Below are 18,197 nucleotides of genomic sequence, written 5' to 3'. Positions count from 1 at the left end.
CGTCAGCTGCCGTTCCAGGTGGCGAGGACGCGTAGGTGGTCCCAGGGCAGGGTGATGTTGTGGTAGTCGGTCCAGCCAGCGGCGGTGTAGGGGTCGGTGCCGTCGGTGGGGGTCTGGAAGATGAAGGCCACGGTGGTCCCGCCGTTGTCGATGGCGTAGGCGCCGTAGGTCTGCAGGGCGGCGGCGACGGCGCGGTCCTTGGCGGGCAGGGTGGAGATGTCGACGTCGGGGTCGAGCTGGATGCGGGCGCCTTCGGGGATGCAGTCGGTGGTGGTCTTGGCGCCGTCGGTCTTGGCGGCGGGGTAGCGGTAGTCGCCGGCGCAGGCGTTGTCGGTGGAGAAGACCAGGGCGTGGTCGATGCGGCCGGCGGTGAACTCCTCGGTGGTGACGACGCCGGCGAGGCGGGAGATGCCGGCGCCGGTGGGGGCGTTGGGGCCGGTGCCGTCGCCGTCGAGGTCCATGACCGTGCCCCAGGAGGCGGTGGGGTTGCCGCCGTTCCAGGAGTACCGCCAGAACTCGTGGCTGGTGCCGGTCTGGGGGTCCAGGACGACCATGGCGGCGTCGCTGCCGGCAGAGGTGGTGTGCTCGGCGGTCAGCGGGGTGGGGTTGGTGGTGAAGACGTTGGGGCCCCAGTCCTCGGTGAGCCGGACGCTGCGGCGGGGGGTGCCGGGGGCGGGGCGGTGGATGGGCACGCCGTACTGGTGGACGTTGGCGACGTGCTTGCCGTCGGCGAGGTGGCCGGCGATCGCCGCCGAGCGGGGGTCCAGGCGCGGGGACGCCGGGACGGGCTCGGTCAGCCAGTCCGCCTGCGCGAACGGGGAGGACCCCATCGGCGCCACCTGCTCCGGCGCAGGGTCCGGCGCGGGCGGCGGCGTGGGCCGGCCGTCGGGCAGGTCGGCGAGGCCCTCCTCGACGGTCAGGGCGAGCAGCCGGGCCAGGAAGACGGCCATGTGGTCGCGCCGGACGGCGGCGTCCGGACGGTAGCTGCCGTCGGTGTAGCCGGCCGCCACGCCGGCCGAGGCGACCGCGTTGACTGCCGGCTCGTGCGGTGAACCGGCGTCGTCGGGGAAGTAGTCCGCGTGCGCGCTGAGCCGGACGCCGCCGTCCTGGCCGGCGCGGTACTCGGCGGCCCGCAGGAGGTAGCTCGCCATCTGCGCCCGGGTCACCGGGTGGTCAGGCCGGTAGTGGCCGCTGGCTTCGCCGCGCACGATCCCGGCGGCGGCGAGCCGGTTGATGTCGGTGTGGAACGCCGACATCCCGTCGTCGGGAAAGGCGTCGGCGGGCCGGTCCGGCAGCGTCCCGCCGGACTCGGTGACGTACCGGGCGATGAAGGCCGCCATCTGACCGCGGGTCACCGTCTCCGCCGGGGAGTACCGGTACGTCGTCTCCCCGTTGGCGACCTGCCAGTGCCACACGCAGGTCACGGCCTCGGCGACAGCGCCGCTGACGTCGGTGAAGCCGGCGCCGGAGGTCAGGTCCGCCGGGCAGGCAGTGGAGATCGGGCGCGGCTCGGGACTCGGTGCCGCCGCGGCGGGGGCCGCGACGGCGGACAGGCCGAGACCCACCGACACGGCGGTGGTGACGAGAGCTCTCATGGTGGTGGGGCGGTCCAGGGGGGAGGCTGCGGGGGACGGGTGACGGGACGTCGGGGGACGGGACATCGGAGTGCTCCTTCTGGTCATCGGTTCGTCGACGGGGCGAGTTGAGCCGGGGGCGCCGGTGCGTCACCGGTCAGGCGCGGTGGGTCAGCTGCCGTTCCAGGTGCGGGACATCTGGCTTCGCTTCCGTTGGGGGACGGACGGGACATATCGCTCGCGGGTGGAGCGACGCCGCGGGACCGTACCCGAGTGCGCAGAGTGTCCGGTTGCGTCCACGGTGCGTGATGGTGTATGTGGCAGAGAGTGAGGGCCGTGGGACGCTGCACCACGGCGTCCGAGGGCCCGACGTACCCTGGTCCCGGACCCCGGCCGGACCCCGGTGCGGGGCCTGTGCGCTGCCCGCCGGCGCGCACCCGCCTGCGATCAGGAGTGCCCGAATGGCTGTGTCCGGAGTCCTCACCGCGCTGCGCGAGGACCCCGCGCTGAGCCGTGCGGTGGAGGCGGCCCGGGCCGGGGACGTCCCCCTTCTCGACGTCGCTGCGCCGTCCGGCGCCCGCCCCGCGACGATCGCCGGGCTCGCCGCGCAACCCCCCCTGGGGGCCGGTCGGCCGGTCCTCGCGGTAACCGCCACCGAGCGCGCCGCCCAGGACCTGGCCGCGGCGCTGCGCTGCTACCTCGACCCGGTCTCCGTGGTGGAGTTCCCGGCCTGGGAGACCCTGCCGCACGAGCGGCTCAGCCCCCGCAGCGACACCGTCGGACGCCGTCTCGCCGTCCTGCGCCGGCTCGCGCACCCGGGTGCCGCCGGCGCCGAGGACGGGCCGGTGCAGGTCGTCGTCGCCCCCGTCCGTGCCGTCCTGCAGCCACTGGTCAAGGGGCTCGGAGACCTGGAACCGGTGCGACTGCGGGCGGGGGACGAGGCCGAGCTCGACGACGTCGTGCGGGCGCTCTCCGGTGCCGCCTACACCCGCGTCGACATGGTGGAGCGGCGCGGCGAGTTCGCCGTCCGCGGTGGCCTGCTCGACGTCTTCCCGCCGACCGTCGACCACCCGGTGCGGGTGGAGTTCTTCGGCGACACCGTCGAGGAGGTCCGCTCGTTCGCCGTCGCCGACCAACGGTCCCTCGGCGCGGTGGACGGACTGTGGGCGCCGCCGTGCCGGGAGATCCTGCTCACCGACGACGTGCGGCGGCGCGCCGCGCAGCTCACGGAGCGGCTGCCCGGGGCGGCGGACATGCTCGACAAGCTCGCCGCCGGCATCGCGGTCGAGGGCATGGAGTCCCTCGCCCCGGCCCTGGTCGACGGGATGCAGCCGCTGCTCGACCTGCTGCCGGCCGGCACCAACGTCGTCGTCGTCGACCCCGAGAAGGTGCGGGCCCGGGCCCACGACCTCACCGCGACGAGCGAGGAGTTCCTGGCGGCGGCGTGGGCCAACGCCGCCGCCGGCGGGCAGACCCCGGTGGACCTGTCCGAGGCGTCGTTCGCGACGCTGGCGCAGACCCGGGCGCACGCCCTGCGCACAGGGCGACCCTGGTGGTCGCTGACCTCCTTCGCCGCCGACGCGGAGCTCGCCGACCTGCGTGAGCCCGCGGACGGCGACGCCGAGCCGGTCACGGTCACGGTCGCCGCCCGCGACGTCGAGGGCTACGCCGGCGACGTCCCGAAGGTGCTCGAGGACCTGCGGGCCCTGGTGTCCGACGGGTGGCGGATCGTCGTCACCACCGAGGGGCACGGGCCTGCCGAGCGGCTCGTCGAGGTGCTATCCGACGGCGACGTCGCCGCCCGCCTGGTGCCGTCGGTGGACGACGTCCCGGAGCCCTCCGTCGTCCACGTCACGACCGCCACCGTCGGGCAGGGCTTCGTCAGCGAGCCGCTGCGGCTCGCCCTGCTGACCGAGACCGACGTGCTGGGGCGCGCCGGCGCGGCGTCCACCCGGGACATGCGCCGGATGCCGAGCCGCCGGCGCAACGTCGTGGACCCGTTGCAGCTCAAGGCCGGCGACTACGTCGTGCACGAGCAGCACGGCGTCGGCCGCTACGTCGAGATGGTGCAGCGAACGATGGGCGGCGCCCAGCGCGAGTACCTCGTCATCGAGTACGCGCCGTCCAAGCGCGGCCAGCCCGGCGACCGGCTGTTCGTGCCCACCGACAGCCTCGACCAGGTCACTCGGTACACCGGGGGCGAGGCGCCCACGCTCAACAAGCTGGGCGGCGGGGACTGGGCGAAGACCAAGAGCCGGGCGCGGCGCGCCGTCCGTGAGATCGCCGGGGAGCTCATCCGGCTCTACTCCGCCCGGATGGCCACCGAGGGTCACGCCTTCGGACCGGACACCCCGTGGCAGCGTGAGCTCGAGGACGCCTTCCCCTACGTGGAGACACCCGACCAGCTCGTCACCATCGACGAGGTCAAGGCGGACATGGAGCGCCCCCTGCCGATGGACCGGCTGATCTGCGGCGACGTCGGCTACGGCAAGACCGAGATCGCCGTCCGGGCGGCGTTCAAGGCCGTCCAGGACGGCAAGCAGGTCGCCGTCCTCGTCCCGACCACCCTGCTCGTCCAGCAGCACCTGGAGACCTTCTCGGAGCGGTTCGCGTCCTTCCCCGTCACGGTGCGGGCACTGTCGCGGTTCCAGAGCGACAAGGAGGCCGAGGCCGTCAAGGCCGGGGCCGCCGACGGCAGCATCGACGTCGTCATCGGCACCCACCGGCTCATCACCGGGGAGGTCCGGTTCAAGGACCTGGGACTCGTGATCGTCGACGAGGAGCAGCGTTTCGGCGTCGAGCACAAGGAGACGCTCAAGCAGCTGCGCACGAACGTCGACGTGCTCGCGATGAGCGCCACCCCGATCCCGCGGACGCTGGAGATGGCCGTCACCGGGATCCGGGAGATGTCGACCCTGGCGACCCCGCCGGAGGAGCGGCACCCCGTGCTGACCTACGTCGGCGGCTACGACGAGAAGACCGTCTCGGCCGCGATCCGCCGCGAGCTGCTGCGGGAGGGTCAGGTCTTCTACATCCACAACAAGGTCGACTCCATCGAGCGGGCCGCCGCCCGGGTCGCCGAGCTCGTCCCCGAGGCCCGGGTCGCGGTGGCGCACGGCAGGATGAATGAGCACCGGCTCGAGCAGGTCATCGTCGACTTCTGGGAGAAGCGGTTCGACGTCCTGGTCTGCACGACCATCATCGAGACCGGGCTGGACATCTCCAACGCGAACACCCTCGTCGTCGAACGCGCGGACCTGCTCGGGCTCTCCCAGCTGCACCAGCTGCGCGGCCGGGTGGGGCGCGGACGGGAACGGGCCTACGCGTACTTCATGTACCCACCGGAGCGGCCGATGACCGAGACGGCGCACGACCGGCTCGCCACCATCGCGCAGCACACCGACCTCGGCTCGGGGATGCAGGTGGCGATGAAGGACCTGGAGATCCGCGGGGCCGGCAACCTGCTCGGCGGGGAGCAGTCCGGCCACATCGCGGGAGTCGGCTTCGACCTCTACGTCCGGCTCGTCGGGGAGGCGGTGGCCGAGTTCCGCGGCGAGACCGAGAAGGAGAACGCCGAGGTCAAGATCGAGCTCCCGGTCGACGCGCACATCCCCCACGACTACGTCGCCCACGAGCGGCTGCGGCTCGAGGCCTACCGCAAGCTCGCCTCCGTCGAGACCGAGGACGCCGTCGCGGAGATCCACGACGAGCTCACCGACCGCTACGGCGAGCCTCCGGAGCCGGTCCTCAACCTGCTCGAGGTGGCCCGCTTCCGGGTGCACGCCCGGCAGGCCGGCCTCACCGAGGTCACCGTGCAGGGAAACCACGTCCGGTTCGCCCCGGTGGAGCTGCGGGAGTCCCAGCAGCTGCGGCTCAAGCGGCTCTACCCCGGCACGCTGCTCAAGCCGGCGGTGCGCACGGTGCTCGTCCCCAAGCCGGCCACCGCCCGGATCGGGGGCCGCCCCCTGCGCGACCGGGAGCTGCTCGACTGGGCCCGGGACCTCATCGACGCCGTCCTGCTCGACGACGTCGCGGCCGCGGCGACGGCGGGAGCGCGGCGGTGAGCCGCGCCGTCCTCGTCCAGGCCACCCCGCGCACGCCGGCCGGCCTGCTCACCGCCGCCGGGTGGGACGCGCTGCGCTCCGCCGGGACCGTCCGGGTGCACGTCCCTGCGGGGGGCACTGAGCCCGACCCCGGGTGGTGGCAGGCGCTCGCGGACGCCGGCGTCGACGTCGTCCGGGAGACCTCCCTGGCGGACGTGCCGGGGACGTGGTTCGACCCGGCCGGTGACGACGCGCTCGCCGGCGCGCTCGCCCGGGCAGCGGTCGCCGCCGGCGTGGAGCTCGAGGTCGTCCTGGGCGCCTACGACCTGCCGGGTGCCCGGCTCCTCGACCTCGTCGCCGTGATGGACCGGCTCCGCTCGCCCGGCGGGTGCCCGTGGGACGCGCAGCAGACCCACGAGTCGCTGCTGCGCTACCTCGTGGAGGAGGCCTACGAGGTGGTGGAGGCGGTGGAGACCGGTGACCGCGACCACCTCGTCGAGGAGCTCGGGGACCTGCTGCTCCAGGTGGTGTTCCACGCTCGAGTCGGCGCCGAGCACGCCGAGGCCCCGTTCACCGTCGACGACGTCGCGGCCGGCATCGTGGCCAAGCTGGTCCGCCGGCACCCGCACGTGTTCGCCGGCGCCAGCGCGCCGACCGCCGAGCACGTCGACGCCCGCTGGGAGGAGCTCAAGGCGCAGGAGAAGCAGCGGGACTCCGCCCTCGACGGCGTGCCGCCGGCGCTGCCCGCCCTGGCCCGGGCCGACAAGCTCGTGGACCGCGCCACCCGCGCCGGCCTGCCGGCGCCGCAGCCGGCCGCGCTCGGTGGCGAAGGCGTCGGCGAGCACCTGCTCGCCGTGGTCGTGGCCGCGCGGCAGCACGGCGTCGAGCCCGAGGGCGCACTGCGCGAGGCGCTGCGCCGCTACGAGGCCGAGGTGCGCGCCGCCGAGCGCGCCGGCTGACGCCGGACAGCAGGACGCCCCGGTCGCGATGACCGGGGCGCCCTGGTGAGTCGGTGACTCGGGTCAGGCTCTCAGAGAGCCTGGATGTTGTCGGCCTGCGGGCCCTTCTGACCCTGCACGGCCTCGTACTGAACCTTCTGGCCCTCGTCGAGCGAGCGGTAGCCGTTGCCCTGGATGGCGGAGAAGTGCGCGAACAGGTCCGCACCGCCGTCGTCCGGGGTGATGAAGCCGTAGCCCTTGTCGGCGTTGAACCACTTCACGGTTCCAGTAGCCATGGTGTTCCTCCTTCGAGTGGGGTGGGCGGACCCGGTTGGCCCGTCCGGTGTGTCACGGTGATCCAGCTTGTTCCCCACGAGGAAGAAAAAAGCCCGAGACCGGTGGTCGCGGGCGTCAAGACCTGATGCACTGCAACTACGGGAGCAACCTTAGCAGGTCTCCGGTCGTCGTCCACCCGGACGGCAGTGGAGTGACGTGTTCTGCCTCACGCGCGCAAACCGGCCGGAGGGCCCGGCGTCGTCCGGCCGACGTCACGGCGGCGAGGTTCCCCCGGCCCCGTCGTCGTCTCGGGTAGGAAGATGTCGGTGCCACGCAGTGCCGGTGAAGGGCCGCTGCTGCGCCGCACTCGGGAGGGAGCGTCGATGGGTCGTGACGTCGGCCCGATCCTCATCGTCGTCGGACTTGTCGCCGTCCTCGTCGGTGTCCTGGCGTGGAGTGGCGGGCTGTCCTGGTTCGGCCGGCTCCCGGGGGATGTCCGGATCGAGCGCGACAACGTCCGCGTCTACGTCCCGTGGGTCTCGATGCTGCTGGTATCCGTCGTGGTGAGCATCCTGATGTCCCTCTTCCGCCGGTGACCCCGCCACCCCTCATCCCCCTCGGTGATCATGCAATCCCGCCAGCTCCGCCCCCACAACCCCTCGGTGATCATGCAATCCCGCCAGCTCCGCCCCCACAACCCCTCGGTGATCATGCAATCCCGCCACCCCGCCGTCTCTCCGCAGAATGCTGGATCCGCGACGGCTACACCGGCGTGTCGCGGCGCCAACCCAGCACTTTGCGACTGGCTGGCCCCCCGCTGGGGTGGCGGGATTGCATGATCACGAGGAGGGGGTTTCGGACGGATCGCGGCGGGGGGCGGGAGGGATGTGGGGTGGTCCCGGAGTGGCACCGGGGCGGCGCCGCCGGCCCCGACTAGGCTCGCCCGCGTCGAGTCCTGCCCTCCACCGTGAAGGAGCTCTCCGTGGCCAGCATCGAGGCCGTCGGCGCCCGCGAGATCCTCGACTCGCGCGGCAACCCCACCGTCGAGGTCGAGGTCGCCCTGGACGACGGCACGATCGCGCGGGCCGCCGTCCCCTCCGGCGCCTCGACCGGTGCGTTCGAGGCGGTGGAGCTGCGTGACGGCGACGACGCCCGCTACGGCGGCAAGGGGGTCCAGAAGGCCGTCGACGCGGTGCTGGACCGGATCGGCCCTGCGCTCCTCGGCATGGAGGCGTCCGAGCAGCGGCTCGTCGACGCCGCGATGATCGACCTCGACGGCACCGACAACAAGGGCGAGCTGGGTGCCAACGCCGTGCTCGGCGTGTCCCTGGCGGTGGCCCGCGCCGCGGCCGAGTCGGCCGACCTGCCACTGTTCCGCTACCTCGGCGGGCCCAACGCGCACACCCTGCCGGTGCCGATGATGAACATCCTCAACGGCGGCGCCCACGCCGACACCGGCGTCGACATCCAGGAGTTCATGATCGCCCCCGTCGGGGCGGAGTCCTTCCGCGAGGCGCTGCGCTGGGGCGCGGAGGTCTACCACGCGCTGAAGTCAGTGCTCAAGGCAGAGGGCCTGGCAACGGGGCTCGGTGACGAGGGCGGCTTCGCCCCCGACCTGCCGAGCAACCGGCACGCCCTGGACCTCATCTCCCGCGCGGTCGACACGGCCGGCTACACGCTCGGCACCGACATCGCCCTGGCCCTTGACGTCGCCGCGACCGAGTTCTTCGCCGACGGCGCCTACACCTTCGAGGGTCAGCGGCGCACCGCGGAGCAGATGACGGACTACTACCGCGAGCTCGTCGACGCCTACCCGCTGGTCAGCATCGAGGACCCGCTGGCCGAGGACGACTGGGACGGCTGGACGGCGCTCACCTCCTCCCTCGGCAGCCGGGTCCAGATCGTTGGCGACGACCTGTTCGTCACCAACCCGCAGCGGCTGCAGCGGGGTATCGACTCCCGGGCGGCGAACGCCCTGCTGGTGAAGGTCAACCAGATCGGCACCCTCACCGAGACCCTCGACGCGGTGTCCCTCGCCCACCGCAACGGGTTCCGCTGCATGCTCAGCCACCGCTCCGGGGAGACCGAGGACACGACCATCGCCGACCTCGCCGTCGCCACCGACAGCGGCCAGATCAAGACCGGCGCCCCTGCGCGCTCGGAGCGGGTGGCCAAGTACAACCAGCTGCTCCGGATCGAGGAGGAGCTGGACGACGCCGCCCGGTACGCCGGCCGGCTCGCCTTCCCCCGCGCCGCGCGCGACTGATCGGTACAGGGCGCGACGACGGGACGGACGATGGCGAGCAGACGGCCCACGGCTCCCCGCGGCCGGGACCGTGCTCGCCCCGGTGCCGCCACGTCGTCGGCCCCGGGCGCGTCCCGCCGTCCTGCTGCAGCACCGCGGCCCCGGACGACGCCGGCCCCACCGGTGGTCGAGGTGCCCCGCGGCCTGACCCGCCGGGCAGCCGTGCTCGCGGTGCTGCTGCTGGCCGCTGCTGTGGTGCTTGCGCCGTACCTGCGGATGCTGGCCGAGCAGCAGGCCACGATCTCGGCCCTGCAGACCCGGGTGACCGAGCAGGAGGCGGACGTCGAGCGGCTGCAGGGTGAGCTGGCCCGGTGGGAGGACCCGGCGTTCGTCCAGGCCCAGGCCCGGGAGCGGCTGTTCATGGTGATGCCGGGGGAGACCGGTTACGTCGTGCTCGACCCGCCCCAGGCCGAGGAGCCCGCACCCCAGGCGGCAGCCGCCGCCGAGCAGGCGGTCGAGGCGCTGGGGGAGGACCGGCCCTGGTTCGGCACCCTGTGGGAGTCCGTCCAGCTCGCCGGCGAGCAGGCGCCGGAGCCGGTCCCGGCGCCGGACGGCGGTGCGTCGTCCGGGCCGACCCGCAGCGTCCCGGCCCCCCAGCCGTGAGCGGCGACGGTGCAGACGCCCCCGGTGGCGCAGACGGCGCCGACCGCGCCGACCGCGCCGACCGCGCCGACCGCGCCGACCGCGCCGACCGCGCCGACCGCGCCGACCGCGGGGTCGACCCGCGCGACGTCGACGCCGTCGGTCGCCAGCTCGGCCGACCTGCCCGGGGCGTCGTCGCGGTGGCGCACCGGTGCCCGTGCGGCCTGCCGGACGTCGTCGAGACGGCGCCGCGTCTGGACGACGGCACCCCGTTCCCGACCACGTACTACCTGACCTGCCCGCGCGCCGTCGCCGCGGTGAGCACCCTCGAGGCCAGCGGGCTGATGCGGGAGATGACCCAGCGGCTGCGCCAGGACGCCGACCTGGCCGCGCGCTACCGCGCCGCCCACGAGGACTACCTGCGCCGCCGGGCCGCGCTCGGTGACGTCCCGGAGATCGGAGGCGTGTCCGCGGGGGGCATGCCGACGCGGGTGAAGTGCCTGCACGTGCTCGTCGCCCACGCCCTCGCCGCCGGGCCGGGGACCAACCCGCTCGGTGACGAGGCGCTGGCCGCCCTGGAGGAGCGGGGACTGGGCCACTGGTGGCGAGCAGGGCCCTGCGTCAGCCCGGCCGCATCGACCTGACCAGGTCGAGCGGGTCGGTCCGGACGCCGAACCGCTGGCGCAGCACCCGCCGCGCGGCGTGCACTCCGGCCATCCCGTGCACGCCCGGCCCCGGCGGGGTGGCGGCCGAGGCCAGGTAGACGCCCGGCAGTGGCGTGCGGAACGGGTCCCACCGAGGCGCCGGCCGGGCCAGCACCTGCCACAGCGTCATCGCCCCGGTGGAGATGTCGCCGCCGACGTAGTTGGCGTTGTAGGCCTCCTGCTCCGCGGCCGTCCGCACCGAGCGGTGCAGGACCAGCTCGGAGAACCCGGGCGCGAACCGCTCCACCTGAGCCTGCACGGCGTCCCCCATGTCGACCGTCGAGCCGTTCGGCACGTGGGCGTAGGTGGACAGCTGGTGCTGCCCCGCGGGGGTGCGGCCGGGGTCCACGACCCCGGCCTGGACGGCGAGGACGTACGGGCGCAGCGGGTGCCGGCCGGCGGCCACCTCCTGCTCGGTGGCGAGCATCTCCGCGCGCGTGCCGCCGAGGTGCACCGTGCCGGCGGTCTGCACCCCCGGAGCCCGCCACGGCACCGGGCCGCTGAGGGCGAAGTCGACCCGGCACGCCGCCGACCCGTACCGGTAGTGCTGCAGCCACCACCGGTACGCACCCGTCAGCCGGTCGCCGGCGACGTCGAGGACGCCGGCCGGGCCGAGGTTGAGCACGACCGCCCTGGCCCGTGGCAGCTCGCCCAGGGCCCGCACCCGGTGCCCGGTGACGACCCGGCCGCCCAGGCGCTCCAGGGCGCTGACCATGGCGTCGACGATCACCTGGGAGCCGCCGCGGACGAGCGGCCAGCCACCTCCGTGCGCCAGCGTGGCCAGCAGCAGGCCGGCCCCGGCCGGTCCGAGAGCGCGGGCCGGCGCGATCGCGTGCGTGCTGACGCCGGTGAGCATCGCCGGGGCGACGTCGTCGGCGAACCGCAGGCTCCACGCCCGGGACCCCTGCTCGACCACGCGTCCCCCGAACCGCAGCGCGAGCACCGGGTCCGGCGGCACGGTGCGGTAGTCGCTGAGCACGAGGTCGGCCAGGGCCGGCCACCGCCGGACCAGCGGGCCCAGCAGGCTCCGCCACGCGTCGGCGTCCGGGCCGAGGGCCTGCGCCGTGCGCTCGAGGTCCCGGTACGCCAGGCCGGCCCGGCCGTCGTCCAGGGGATGGGCGTAGGCGACGTCGGGCTGGAGGGTCTCCACCCCGCGGGCGGCGAGGTCGAACGCCCGGAAGAAGGGCGAGGCGACGCCGAGCGGGTGCACCGAGGAGCACACGTCGTGGCGGTGACCGGGCAGAGTCGTCTCGGCGGTGCGCGCACCGCCGCCGGCGGTGTCGGCCGCCTCGTACACCTCGACCTCGAGCCCGGCGGCGGCGAGCACCACGGCCGCCGCGAGGCCGTTCGGGCCGGAGCCGACGACGACGACGTCGGTGGAGGCCACCATGCCCTGGACCGTAACGACGCGCGGGCCGTGCGGCACGATGAGCGGGTGACCCGCGTGGCAGCCGTGGACTGCGGCACGAACTCCATCCGACTGCTCGTCGCCGACGTGGACCCCACGACCGGCCGGCTGGTCGACCTGGACCGGCGGATGGAGGTGGTCCGGCTCGGTGAAGGGGTCGACCGCACCGGCCGGATCGCCCCTCCAGCGATGGCCAGGACGCTGGAGGCCACCGCCCGGTACGCCGACGTCATCCACCGGCTCGGCGCCGAACGAGTCCGGTTCGTCGCCACCTCCGCCAGCCGGGACGCGCAGAACGCGGCCGAGTTCGTCGCCGGGGTGCGCGAGGTGCTCGGTGTCGAGCCGGAGGTCGTCCAGGGTGACGAGGAGGCGCAGCTGTCGTTCACCGGCGCGACGGCCGGCCTGGCTGCGGTGCACGAGGCGCCGTTCCTCGTCGTCGACATCGGCGGCGGGTCCACCGAGCTCGTGCTCGGCACGGACGCCGTGGAGGCGGCCCGGTCGGTGGACGTCGGGTGCGTACGAATGTTCGAGCGGCACCTGCAGGGGGACCCGCCGACGCCCGAGCAGGTCGCCGCCGCCACCCGGGACGTCGAGGCCGCCCTCGACCTCGCCGCCGAGCGGGTGCCACTGGCCCGGGCGCGGACCCTCGTCGGGCTCGCCGGCACCGTGACCACGGTGACCGCGCACGCCCTGCGGCTGGACGCGTACCGGCCCGAGCGGATCCACCGGAGCGTGCTGCCGGTCGCTGAGGTCCTGGCGGCCTGCGACGACCTGCTCGCCATGCCGCGGGACAAGCGGGCAGCGCTGCCGTACATGCACCCGGGGCGCGTCGACGTCATCGGGGCCGGGGCGCTCGTCTGGGGTCTGGTGGTGCGTCGGGTCGCCGACGTGGCCGGGATCACCGAGGTCGTCACCAGCGAGCACGACATCCTCGACGGCATCGCGCTCAGCGCGGCGCGCGCCGGCTCCTGAGCCCTACCCTGCGGCGGGTGCCGACCGAGCCGCTGCCGCACCCCGCGACGGGCCGGCCGTTCCCGTCTCCGGTGCCGCCCGGGACCGGCTGGCCCGGGGACCCCGCCAGTCCGGGCACTCCTGCAGCGCAGGACCCGGACGACGTCGCCCGGCTGGCCGCGGACAGCCGCGACCTCGACGTCCTGGGAGCCCGGATGTCGGTGTGCCGGGCCTGCCCCCGGCTCGTCGCCTGGCGGGAGGACGTCGCCGCGACCAAGCGTCGCGCGTTCGCCACCGAGCCCTACTGGGGCCGGCCGGTCACCGGGTTCGGCGACCCGCGGGGCCCGGTGCTCGTCGTCGGCCTGGCTCCGGCCGCCCACGGCGGCAACCGCACCGGCCGGGTGTTCACCGGCGACCGGTCGGGGGACTGGATCGTCGCCGCCCTGCACCGCACCGGCTTTGCCAACCAGCCCACCAGCGTCCACGCCGCCGACGGGCTGCGGCTCACCGGTGCCCGGATCGCCGCCGCGGTGCGCTGCGCCCCACCTGCGAACAAGCCGCTGCCCACCGAGCGCGACACCTGCTCCCCGTGGCTGGAGCACGAGCTGCGGCTGGTCGGGCCTCGGGTGCTCGTCGCCCTCGGCGCGTTCGGCTGGGAGGCGACTCTCACGGTCGTCCGCCGGCTCGGCTGGGCGGTGCCCCGGCCCCGTCCCCGGTTCGGCCACGGCGCCGAGGCCGTTCTCGGCGGCCCGGACGGCGACGTCCCGCTGCTCGGCAGCTACCACGTCAGCCAGCAGAACACCTTCACCGGGCGGCTCACCGAGCCGATGCTGGACGCGGTGCTGCTGCGCGCCCGCGAGCTCGCCGGACCGGCTCGCTAGCCTCGGCGGCACCTCGCCCCCGTAGCCCAACGGCAGAGGCAGGCGCCTTAAAAGCGCTTCAGTGCGGGTTCGACTCCCGCCGGGGGTACGCACCGGGTGGCACCGCCCGTGGTGCGCGGTCATCCGTGGCACATCGCACGTGCGTTCGGCCTCGCCGGGCTGGTCGCGCCGATGCGCTTCGAGCAGGTGCCCCCGTCGACTCCTGGCCGTGTCGCTGTGGTGATGGTCCTCGTGGGCAGCGAACTGCTCGGTGAAGGCGCCGTCGACCTCATCGCCAGTTTCGGGCTGTCCCAGGCCCTGATCGCCATGACCGTCGTCGCGCTGGCGCTCAGCGTCGAGGAGCTGGCTCGAACGGTGCCCGCCGCGGTCGCTGGGCGGCCCGATGTCAGCGTCGGCACCGTTGTCGGATCCGTTCTCGGCTCCGTCAAATCCAGCGATTCTGCTACGTCGCTGCAACGCCGTCAGCGGGACCCCGGGGGTGGGGTGGCGGGAGTGCATGAACGCCTCATGGCCGCTGGCGGCCAGCCCGAAAGATGAAAACGGGCCGTGGTGGCGATGGCAGCCCAGGCCGGCTCAGGCGCCTCGACCACAGAATGCCTCGACCACAGAATGCCTCGACCACAGAATGCCTCGACCACAGAATGCTGCGCTCGGCCCAGTTTGGCCGGCGTGTCGCGCCACCAACCCAGCATTCTGGGAGCGGGTGGTGGCGACTGGGGTGGCGGGACTGCATGATCACGAGTGGGTCGTGCGGGGTGGCGGGACTGCATGATCACGAGTGGGTCGTGCGGGGTGGCGGGACTGCATGATCACGAAGAGGGGATTTTTGACTGATCACGAACGGGAGCGCGGGAAGAAGGACCGCCGCGCACGGTGGGGAACTTTCGGGGGCGGGCACGCATTACGGTAGGTGCGGGCTCCCGCGTGGGGGCCCACCCGAGCCCTCGACGGAGGACACAGATGCAGAGCAACAACCCGGTGTTCAACCGGATGCCGGAGTTCACCCGTGACGGGTACGCCACGTTCGACAGCCGGCCCGCACAGCAGGCGCAGGCGGGAGCCGCCGGCACCGCGACGACCGACGCCGCCTCGGCCCAGCGGCTCGAGGAGATGTACGCCCAGCCGCCGGCGGGTCCGCTCGAGACCGGGCGGATGACCTACGACGACGTCGTCATCCGCACGGCCAGCGTGTTCGCGGTGCTGCTCGTCGGCGCCGCGGTGGGGTACTTCGTGGCCCCGGGCCTGCTGATGGTCGGGCTCGTCGGCGGCCTCGTCCTCGGCCTGGTCAACGCGTTCAAGAAGGAGCCGTCGCCGGCGCTCATCCTGGGCTACGCGGCCCTCGAGGGCCTTTTCCTCGGCGGGATCAGCCGGGCCTTCGAGACCCAGTGGAACGGCATCGTCTTCCAGGCGGTGCTGGCCACGCTCGGCACGTTCGGCGTCATGCTCGCCCTCTACAAGAGCGGCCGGATCCGGGTCACGCCGAAGTTCCAGCGGATCATGCTGTTCGCGGTCGGCGGCTACGCCGTGTTCGTCCTGGTCAACCTCGTCCTGGTGCTGTTCACCGACCTCAACATGCGCGGGTTCGGCCCGTGGGGCCTGCTGGTCGGTGCCGTCGGCGCCGTGCTCGCGGCTCTGTCCCTGACGCTCGACTTCGACTTCATCGACCGCGGGGTCCGCTCCGGCATCCCGGCCCGGTACGCGTGGACCGCCGCCTTCGGCCTGACCGTGACCCTGGTCTGGCTGTACATCGAGTTCCTGCGGATCCTGGCCATCCTGCGCGGTAGCGACTGACCGGAGCGTCGGTCATCGGCAGCGAAGCCGTCGAGCGGGCCGAGCGTGAGCTGTGGCGGGTCACCACCCGCCTGGCCGCGCTCGGCCCGTCGCGTTGCCGGCGCCGGGGACCGGACGGCGTGAGCTCGGCCGACCGGGTCCGCCCGGTCCTGCAGTGGGCCGCCGACACCGCCGCCGTCCGGGAGGGTCGTCCCCGGCGGGTGGTCCCCGTCCTCGGCGAGCACGCCCTCGGTGACCAGCTCGTCGTCCTGGTCGGTGACCTCCTGGCCGCCGCAGGCGACGACGAGGCGGTCGTGGAGCAGCTCCACGACCGCCTCGTCGCACTACGCAGGGGTTTGTGACCCGGCCACTACGTCGCCGGCGGCGGGCTCAGCTGAGCCGCTCGTAGATGATGGCCATCCCCTGGCCGCCGCCGACGCACATCGTCTCCAGGCCGAGCTGCTTGTCACGGCTCTGCAGCCCGTTGAGCAGCGTCGCGGTGATCCGGGCCCCGGTCATCCCGAAGGGGTGGCCCAGGGCGATGGCCCCGCCGTGCACGTTCAGCCGGTCGAGGTCGATGCCCAGGTCGTCGGCGCTCGGCAGCACCTGCGCCGCGAACGCCTCGTTGATCTCCACGAGGTCGATGTCGTCGATGCTCATCCCGGCCCGGGCCAGCGCCTGGCGCGACGCGTCCACCGGGCCCAGGCCCATGATCTCGGGGGAGAGTGCCGAGACCCCGGTGGACACCACCCGGGCGAGCGGGGTGAGGCCGAGGTCGCGGGCCTTGGTGTCGCTCATGACCACCAGGGCGGCGGCCCCGTCGTTGAGGGGGGTGCAGTTGCCGGCCGTCACCGTCCCGTTCTCCCGGAACACCGGCTTGAGCGCCTGTACCCCGTCGAGCGTGACTCCGGCGCGGGGGGAGTCGTCCGCGTCGACGACGGTGCCGTCCGGCGTCGTCACCGGGGTGATCTCGCGGGCGTAGAACCCGTCCGCGATGGCCTTCTCGGCCCGGTTCTGGCTCTCCACCGCCCACTCGTCCTGCCGCTGGCGACTGACCCCGCGCAGGGTGGCGACGTTCTCGGCGGTCTGCCCCATCGCGATGTAGATGTCGGGCAGGGCGCCGTCCTCCCGGGGGTCGTGCCAGGTCTCGTTCGACTCGGCCATCCGGGCCGTCCGCGCCTGGGCCTCGGCGAAGCGCGGATTCACCCAGTCCTGCGGGGTCTGGCCTGCTCCGGCGAAGTTCTGGTAGCGCGACACCATCTCGACGCCGCCGGAGACGAACACCTCCCCCTCGCCGGCCTTGATCGCGTGGAAGGCCATCCGGGTGGTCTGCACGCTGGAGGCGCAGAACCGGTTCACCGTGACCCCGGGCAGGTGGTCGTACCCGGCGAGCACGGCAACCACGCGGGCGAGGTTGTTGCCGTGCTCGGCCCACGGCTCGGCGCAGCCCAGGTACAGGTCGTCGACGTCCTTGGGGTCCAGGCCCGGCACCTTCTCCAGGGCGGCGGAGACGATGGTGGCAGCCAGGTCGTCGGGGCGGATGTCCTTGAGCGAGCCCTTGAACGCTCGGCCGATCGGGCTGCGGGCGGTGCTGACGATGACGGCCTCGGCCATGGTGTCCTCCTCGTGCGCCCAGGGCGCGTGCGGGTCTTCCCGGAGATGCTACCTGTGGGTAGCGGCAGCGGGCAGGCGTCGGCGCCGCAGCAGGGTCGCCCAGCGGCCGAGCGGGCCGCGGTCGCTGCCGCCCACCTCGGCGCCCGAGACCTCGGTACCCGGCTGCTCCACCGCCGCGGCGGCCGCGTCGGCGACGGGTGCGATGCCCTCGCCGCGGCGCAGGTCCGGTGCCCGCTCGGCACCGCCGTCCGGCCAGTACCCCGCGGCGGCGCAGACGCTCGGCAGCAGGGCGGCAGCCGCGCGCGCGTACCCGGCGGCGGAGGGATGGAACCGGTCGGCGCTGAACAGCTCCCGCGGCGAGGTGGAGAACTCCGGGCCGAGGATGTCGCCGAGGGAGACGGTCCGGCCGCCCGCCTCGACGACGGCGACCGTCTGCGCCGCGGCGAGCTCGCGGCTCCACCGCCGCGCCAGCGCGCGCAGCGGCTGCGGGATCGGCTCTATCGTGCCGAGGTCGGGGCAGGTGCCGACGACGACCTCGCACCCCGTCGCCCGCAGCCGGCGGACGGCGTTCGCGAGCGCCGAGACGGCCACCGGCACCTGGACCCGGTGGGTGACGTCGTTGCCGCCGACGAGGATGACCGCCACGTCCGGGGCGGGCACCCGGGACAGCAGCTCACTGACCTGGTCGTCGAGGTCGGTCGACTCCGCCCCGACAACGGCCTCGTTCGTCAGCCGGACCCGACGGCCGGAGACGGCGGCCAGCCCTCCGGCGATGAGCGCGCCCGGGGTCTGCTCGGGCCGCTCGACGCCCAGACCGTCGGCGCTGGAGTCACCGAGGACCGCGAGATCGATCGGCTCACCGGCGCCGAACCCGTAGACGCCCTCGGCGTTCGGCGCGGACAACCCGAACGGCGTGCCGATCCAGCGGCGGGCCAGTCGTGCCTCGGCTGCGATCACGGCCAGCCCGAGGGCACCGACGAACGTCAGGCCGCCTCCGCCCAGGGCGGCGGCGGTGGCCACCCGGCGTGCTCGTTGCGCCCGTGTCACCCGTCTCCCCTCCTGCGGCGCGTGGTTGTGCCTCCCGCCGTAGAGTCCACTGTCATCGACGCCCCCGGACCCCGGGATGTTCCCGGCTGGCCTGCTAGGACGTC

The 18,197-nt window shown here is 74.1% G+C and carries 16 protein-coding genes and 1 tRNA gene; 12 read left to right on the top strand and 5 right to left on the bottom strand.

What is annotated here, in order from left to right:
* Positions 1 to 2: 2 nt before the first annotated feature.
* The gene (locus HJG43_11750) at positions 3 to 1,595 is read right to left on the bottom strand and encodes an S-layer homology domain-containing protein (protein ID UER55096.1); all 1,593 of its coding nucleotides are present in this window, start codon (positions 1,593 to 1,595) and stop codon (positions 3 to 5) included.
* Between the two features lie 440 nt (positions 1,596 to 2,035).
* Between HJG43_11750 and mfd the strand changes: the two genes are divergently transcribed.
* Both mfd and HJG43_11740 read left to right on the top strand, forming a co-directional pair.
* A complete protein-coding gene (mfd, locus tag HJG43_11745; protein UER55095.1) occupies positions 2,036 to 5,638 on the top strand; it encodes a transcription-repair coupling factor in 3,603 nt (1,200 codons plus the stop codon).
* Entirely contained in the window at positions 5,563 to 6,576 is a 1,014-nt protein-coding gene (locus tag HJG43_11740; GenBank protein ID UER55935.1) for a MazG family protein, read from the top strand. The genes mfd and HJG43_11740 overlap by 76 nt, the downstream gene beginning before the upstream one ends.
* A gap of 71 nt (positions 6,577 to 6,647) precedes the next feature.
* On the opposite strand, the gene HJG43_11735 is transcribed toward HJG43_11740, so the two are convergent.
* On the bottom strand, positions 6,648 to 6,851 hold the full coding sequence (locus tag HJG43_11735; protein ID UER55094.1) for a cold-shock protein: 204 nt from the start codon (positions 6,849 to 6,851) through the stop codon (positions 6,648 to 6,650).
* Positions 6,852 to 7,214: 363 nt separating this feature from the next.
* On the opposite strand from HJG43_11735, the gene HJG43_11730 reads away from it, so the two are divergent.
* From HJG43_11730 to HJG43_11715, 4 genes are all read left to right on the top strand, one after another.
* On the top strand, positions 7,215 to 7,427 hold the full coding sequence (locus HJG43_11730; protein UER55093.1) for a DUF2905 domain-containing protein: 213 nt from the start codon (positions 7,215 to 7,217) through the stop codon (positions 7,425 to 7,427).
* A 386-nt stretch (positions 7,428 to 7,813) separates the two neighbouring features.
* Positions 7,814 to 9,097: a phosphopyruvate hydratase gene (eno, locus tag HJG43_11725; protein UER55092.1), complete on the top strand. Its 1,284-nt coding sequence runs from the start codon at positions 7,814 to 7,816 to the stop codon at positions 9,095 to 9,097.
* Between the two features lie 171 nt (positions 9,098 to 9,268).
* Entirely contained in the window at positions 9,269 to 9,739 is a 471-nt protein-coding gene (locus HJG43_11720; protein UER55091.1) for a septum formation initiator family protein, read from the top strand.
* A complete protein-coding gene (locus HJG43_11715; protein UER55090.1) occupies positions 9,736 to 10,362 on the top strand; it encodes a DUF501 domain-containing protein in 627 nt (208 codons plus the stop codon). Before HJG43_11720 ends, HJG43_11715 begins: the two co-directional genes overlap by 4 nt.
* Here HJG43_11715 and HJG43_11710 read toward each other — a convergent pair.
* On the bottom strand, positions 10,340 to 11,809 hold the full coding sequence (locus HJG43_11710) for an NAD(P)/FAD-dependent oxidoreductase (GenBank protein UER55933.1): 1,470 nt from the start codon (positions 11,807 to 11,809) through the stop codon (positions 10,340 to 10,342). The two genes, HJG43_11715 and HJG43_11710, sit on opposite strands and share 23 nt — an antisense overlap.
* A 48-nt stretch (positions 11,810 to 11,857) precedes the next feature.
* Between HJG43_11710 and HJG43_11705 the strand changes: the two genes are divergently transcribed.
* The 6 genes from HJG43_11705 (at position 11,858) to HJG43_11680 (ending at position 15,794) form a co-directional block, all read left to right on the top strand.
* Entirely contained in the window at positions 11,858 to 12,802 is a 945-nt protein-coding gene (locus HJG43_11705; GenBank protein UER55089.1) for a Ppx/GppA family phosphatase, read from the top strand.
* 32 nt (positions 12,803 to 12,834) lie between these two features.
* A complete protein-coding gene (locus tag HJG43_11700; protein ID UER55934.1) occupies positions 12,835 to 13,662 on the top strand; it encodes a uracil-DNA glycosylase in 828 nt (275 codons plus the stop codon).
* Positions 13,663 to 13,677: 15 nt separating this feature from the next.
* Positions 13,678 to 13,750 (top strand) — tRNA-Leu (locus HJG43_11695).
* Positions 13,751 to 13,758: 8 nt separating this feature from the next.
* Positions 13,759 to 14,199 carry a hypothetical protein gene (locus HJG43_11690; GenBank protein UER55088.1) on the top strand — a complete coding sequence of 147 codons (441 nt, stop codon included), beginning with the start codon at positions 13,759 to 13,761 and terminating at the stop codon, positions 14,197 to 14,199.
* 423 nt (positions 14,200 to 14,622) lie between these two features.
* On the top strand, positions 14,623 to 15,453 hold the full coding sequence (locus HJG43_11685) for a Bax inhibitor-1/YccA family protein (GenBank protein ID UER55087.1): 831 nt from the start codon (positions 14,623 to 14,625) through the stop codon (positions 15,451 to 15,453).
* Positions 15,454 to 15,572: 119 nt separating this feature from the next.
* The gene (locus HJG43_11680; GenBank protein UER55086.1) at positions 15,573 to 15,794 is read left to right on the top strand and encodes a hypothetical protein; all 222 of its coding nucleotides are present in this window, start codon (positions 15,573 to 15,575) and stop codon (positions 15,792 to 15,794) included.
* Between the two features lie 28 nt (positions 15,795 to 15,822).
* Here HJG43_11680 and HJG43_11675 read toward each other — a convergent pair whose 3' ends face one another.
* A complete protein-coding gene (locus tag HJG43_11675; protein UER55085.1) occupies positions 15,823 to 17,046 on the bottom strand; it encodes an acetyl-CoA C-acetyltransferase in 1,224 nt (407 codons plus the stop codon).
* Positions 17,047 to 17,094: 48 nt separating this feature from the next.
* Positions 17,095 to 18,093 carry an SGNH/GDSL hydrolase family protein gene (locus HJG43_11670; protein UER55084.1) on the bottom strand — a complete coding sequence of 333 codons (999 nt, stop codon included), beginning with the start codon at positions 18,091 to 18,093 and terminating at the stop codon, positions 17,095 to 17,097.
* Between the last annotated feature and the right edge of the window lie 104 nt (positions 18,094 to 18,197).

Source organism: Kineosporiaceae bacterium SCSIO 59966 (genome assembly GCA_020881835.1).
In the GTDB taxonomy this organism is placed as follows: domain Bacteria; phylum Actinomycetota; class Actinomycetes; order Actinomycetales; family SCSIO-59966; genus SCSIO-59966.
The sequence above is the reverse complement of the archived record's forward strand: the minus strand, read 5'-3'. Positions and strand labels throughout refer to the sequence as shown.

Coding starts and splice junctions, on each gene's coding strand:
- HJG43_11750 (UER55096.1), bottom strand. CDS start 1,595: ATGAGAGCTCTCGTCACCACCGCCGTGTCGGTGGGTCTCGGCCTGTCC.
- mfd (UER55095.1), top strand. CDS start 2,036: ATGGCTGTGTCCGGAGTCCTCACCGCGCTGCGCGAGGACCCCGCGCTG.
- HJG43_11735 (UER55094.1), bottom strand. CDS start 6,851: ATGGCTACTGGAACCGTGAAGTGGTTCAACGCCGACAAGGGCTACGGC.
- HJG43_11730 (UER55093.1), top strand. CDS start 7,215: ATGGGTCGTGACGTCGGCCCGATCCTCATCGTCGTCGGACTTGTCGCC.
- HJG43_11685 (UER55087.1), top strand. CDS start 14,623: ATGCAGAGCAACAACCCGGTGTTCAACCGGATGCCGGAGTTCACCCGT.
- HJG43_11675 (UER55085.1), bottom strand. CDS start 17,046: ATGGCCGAGGCCGTCATCGTCAGCACCGCCCGCAGCCCGATCGGCCGA.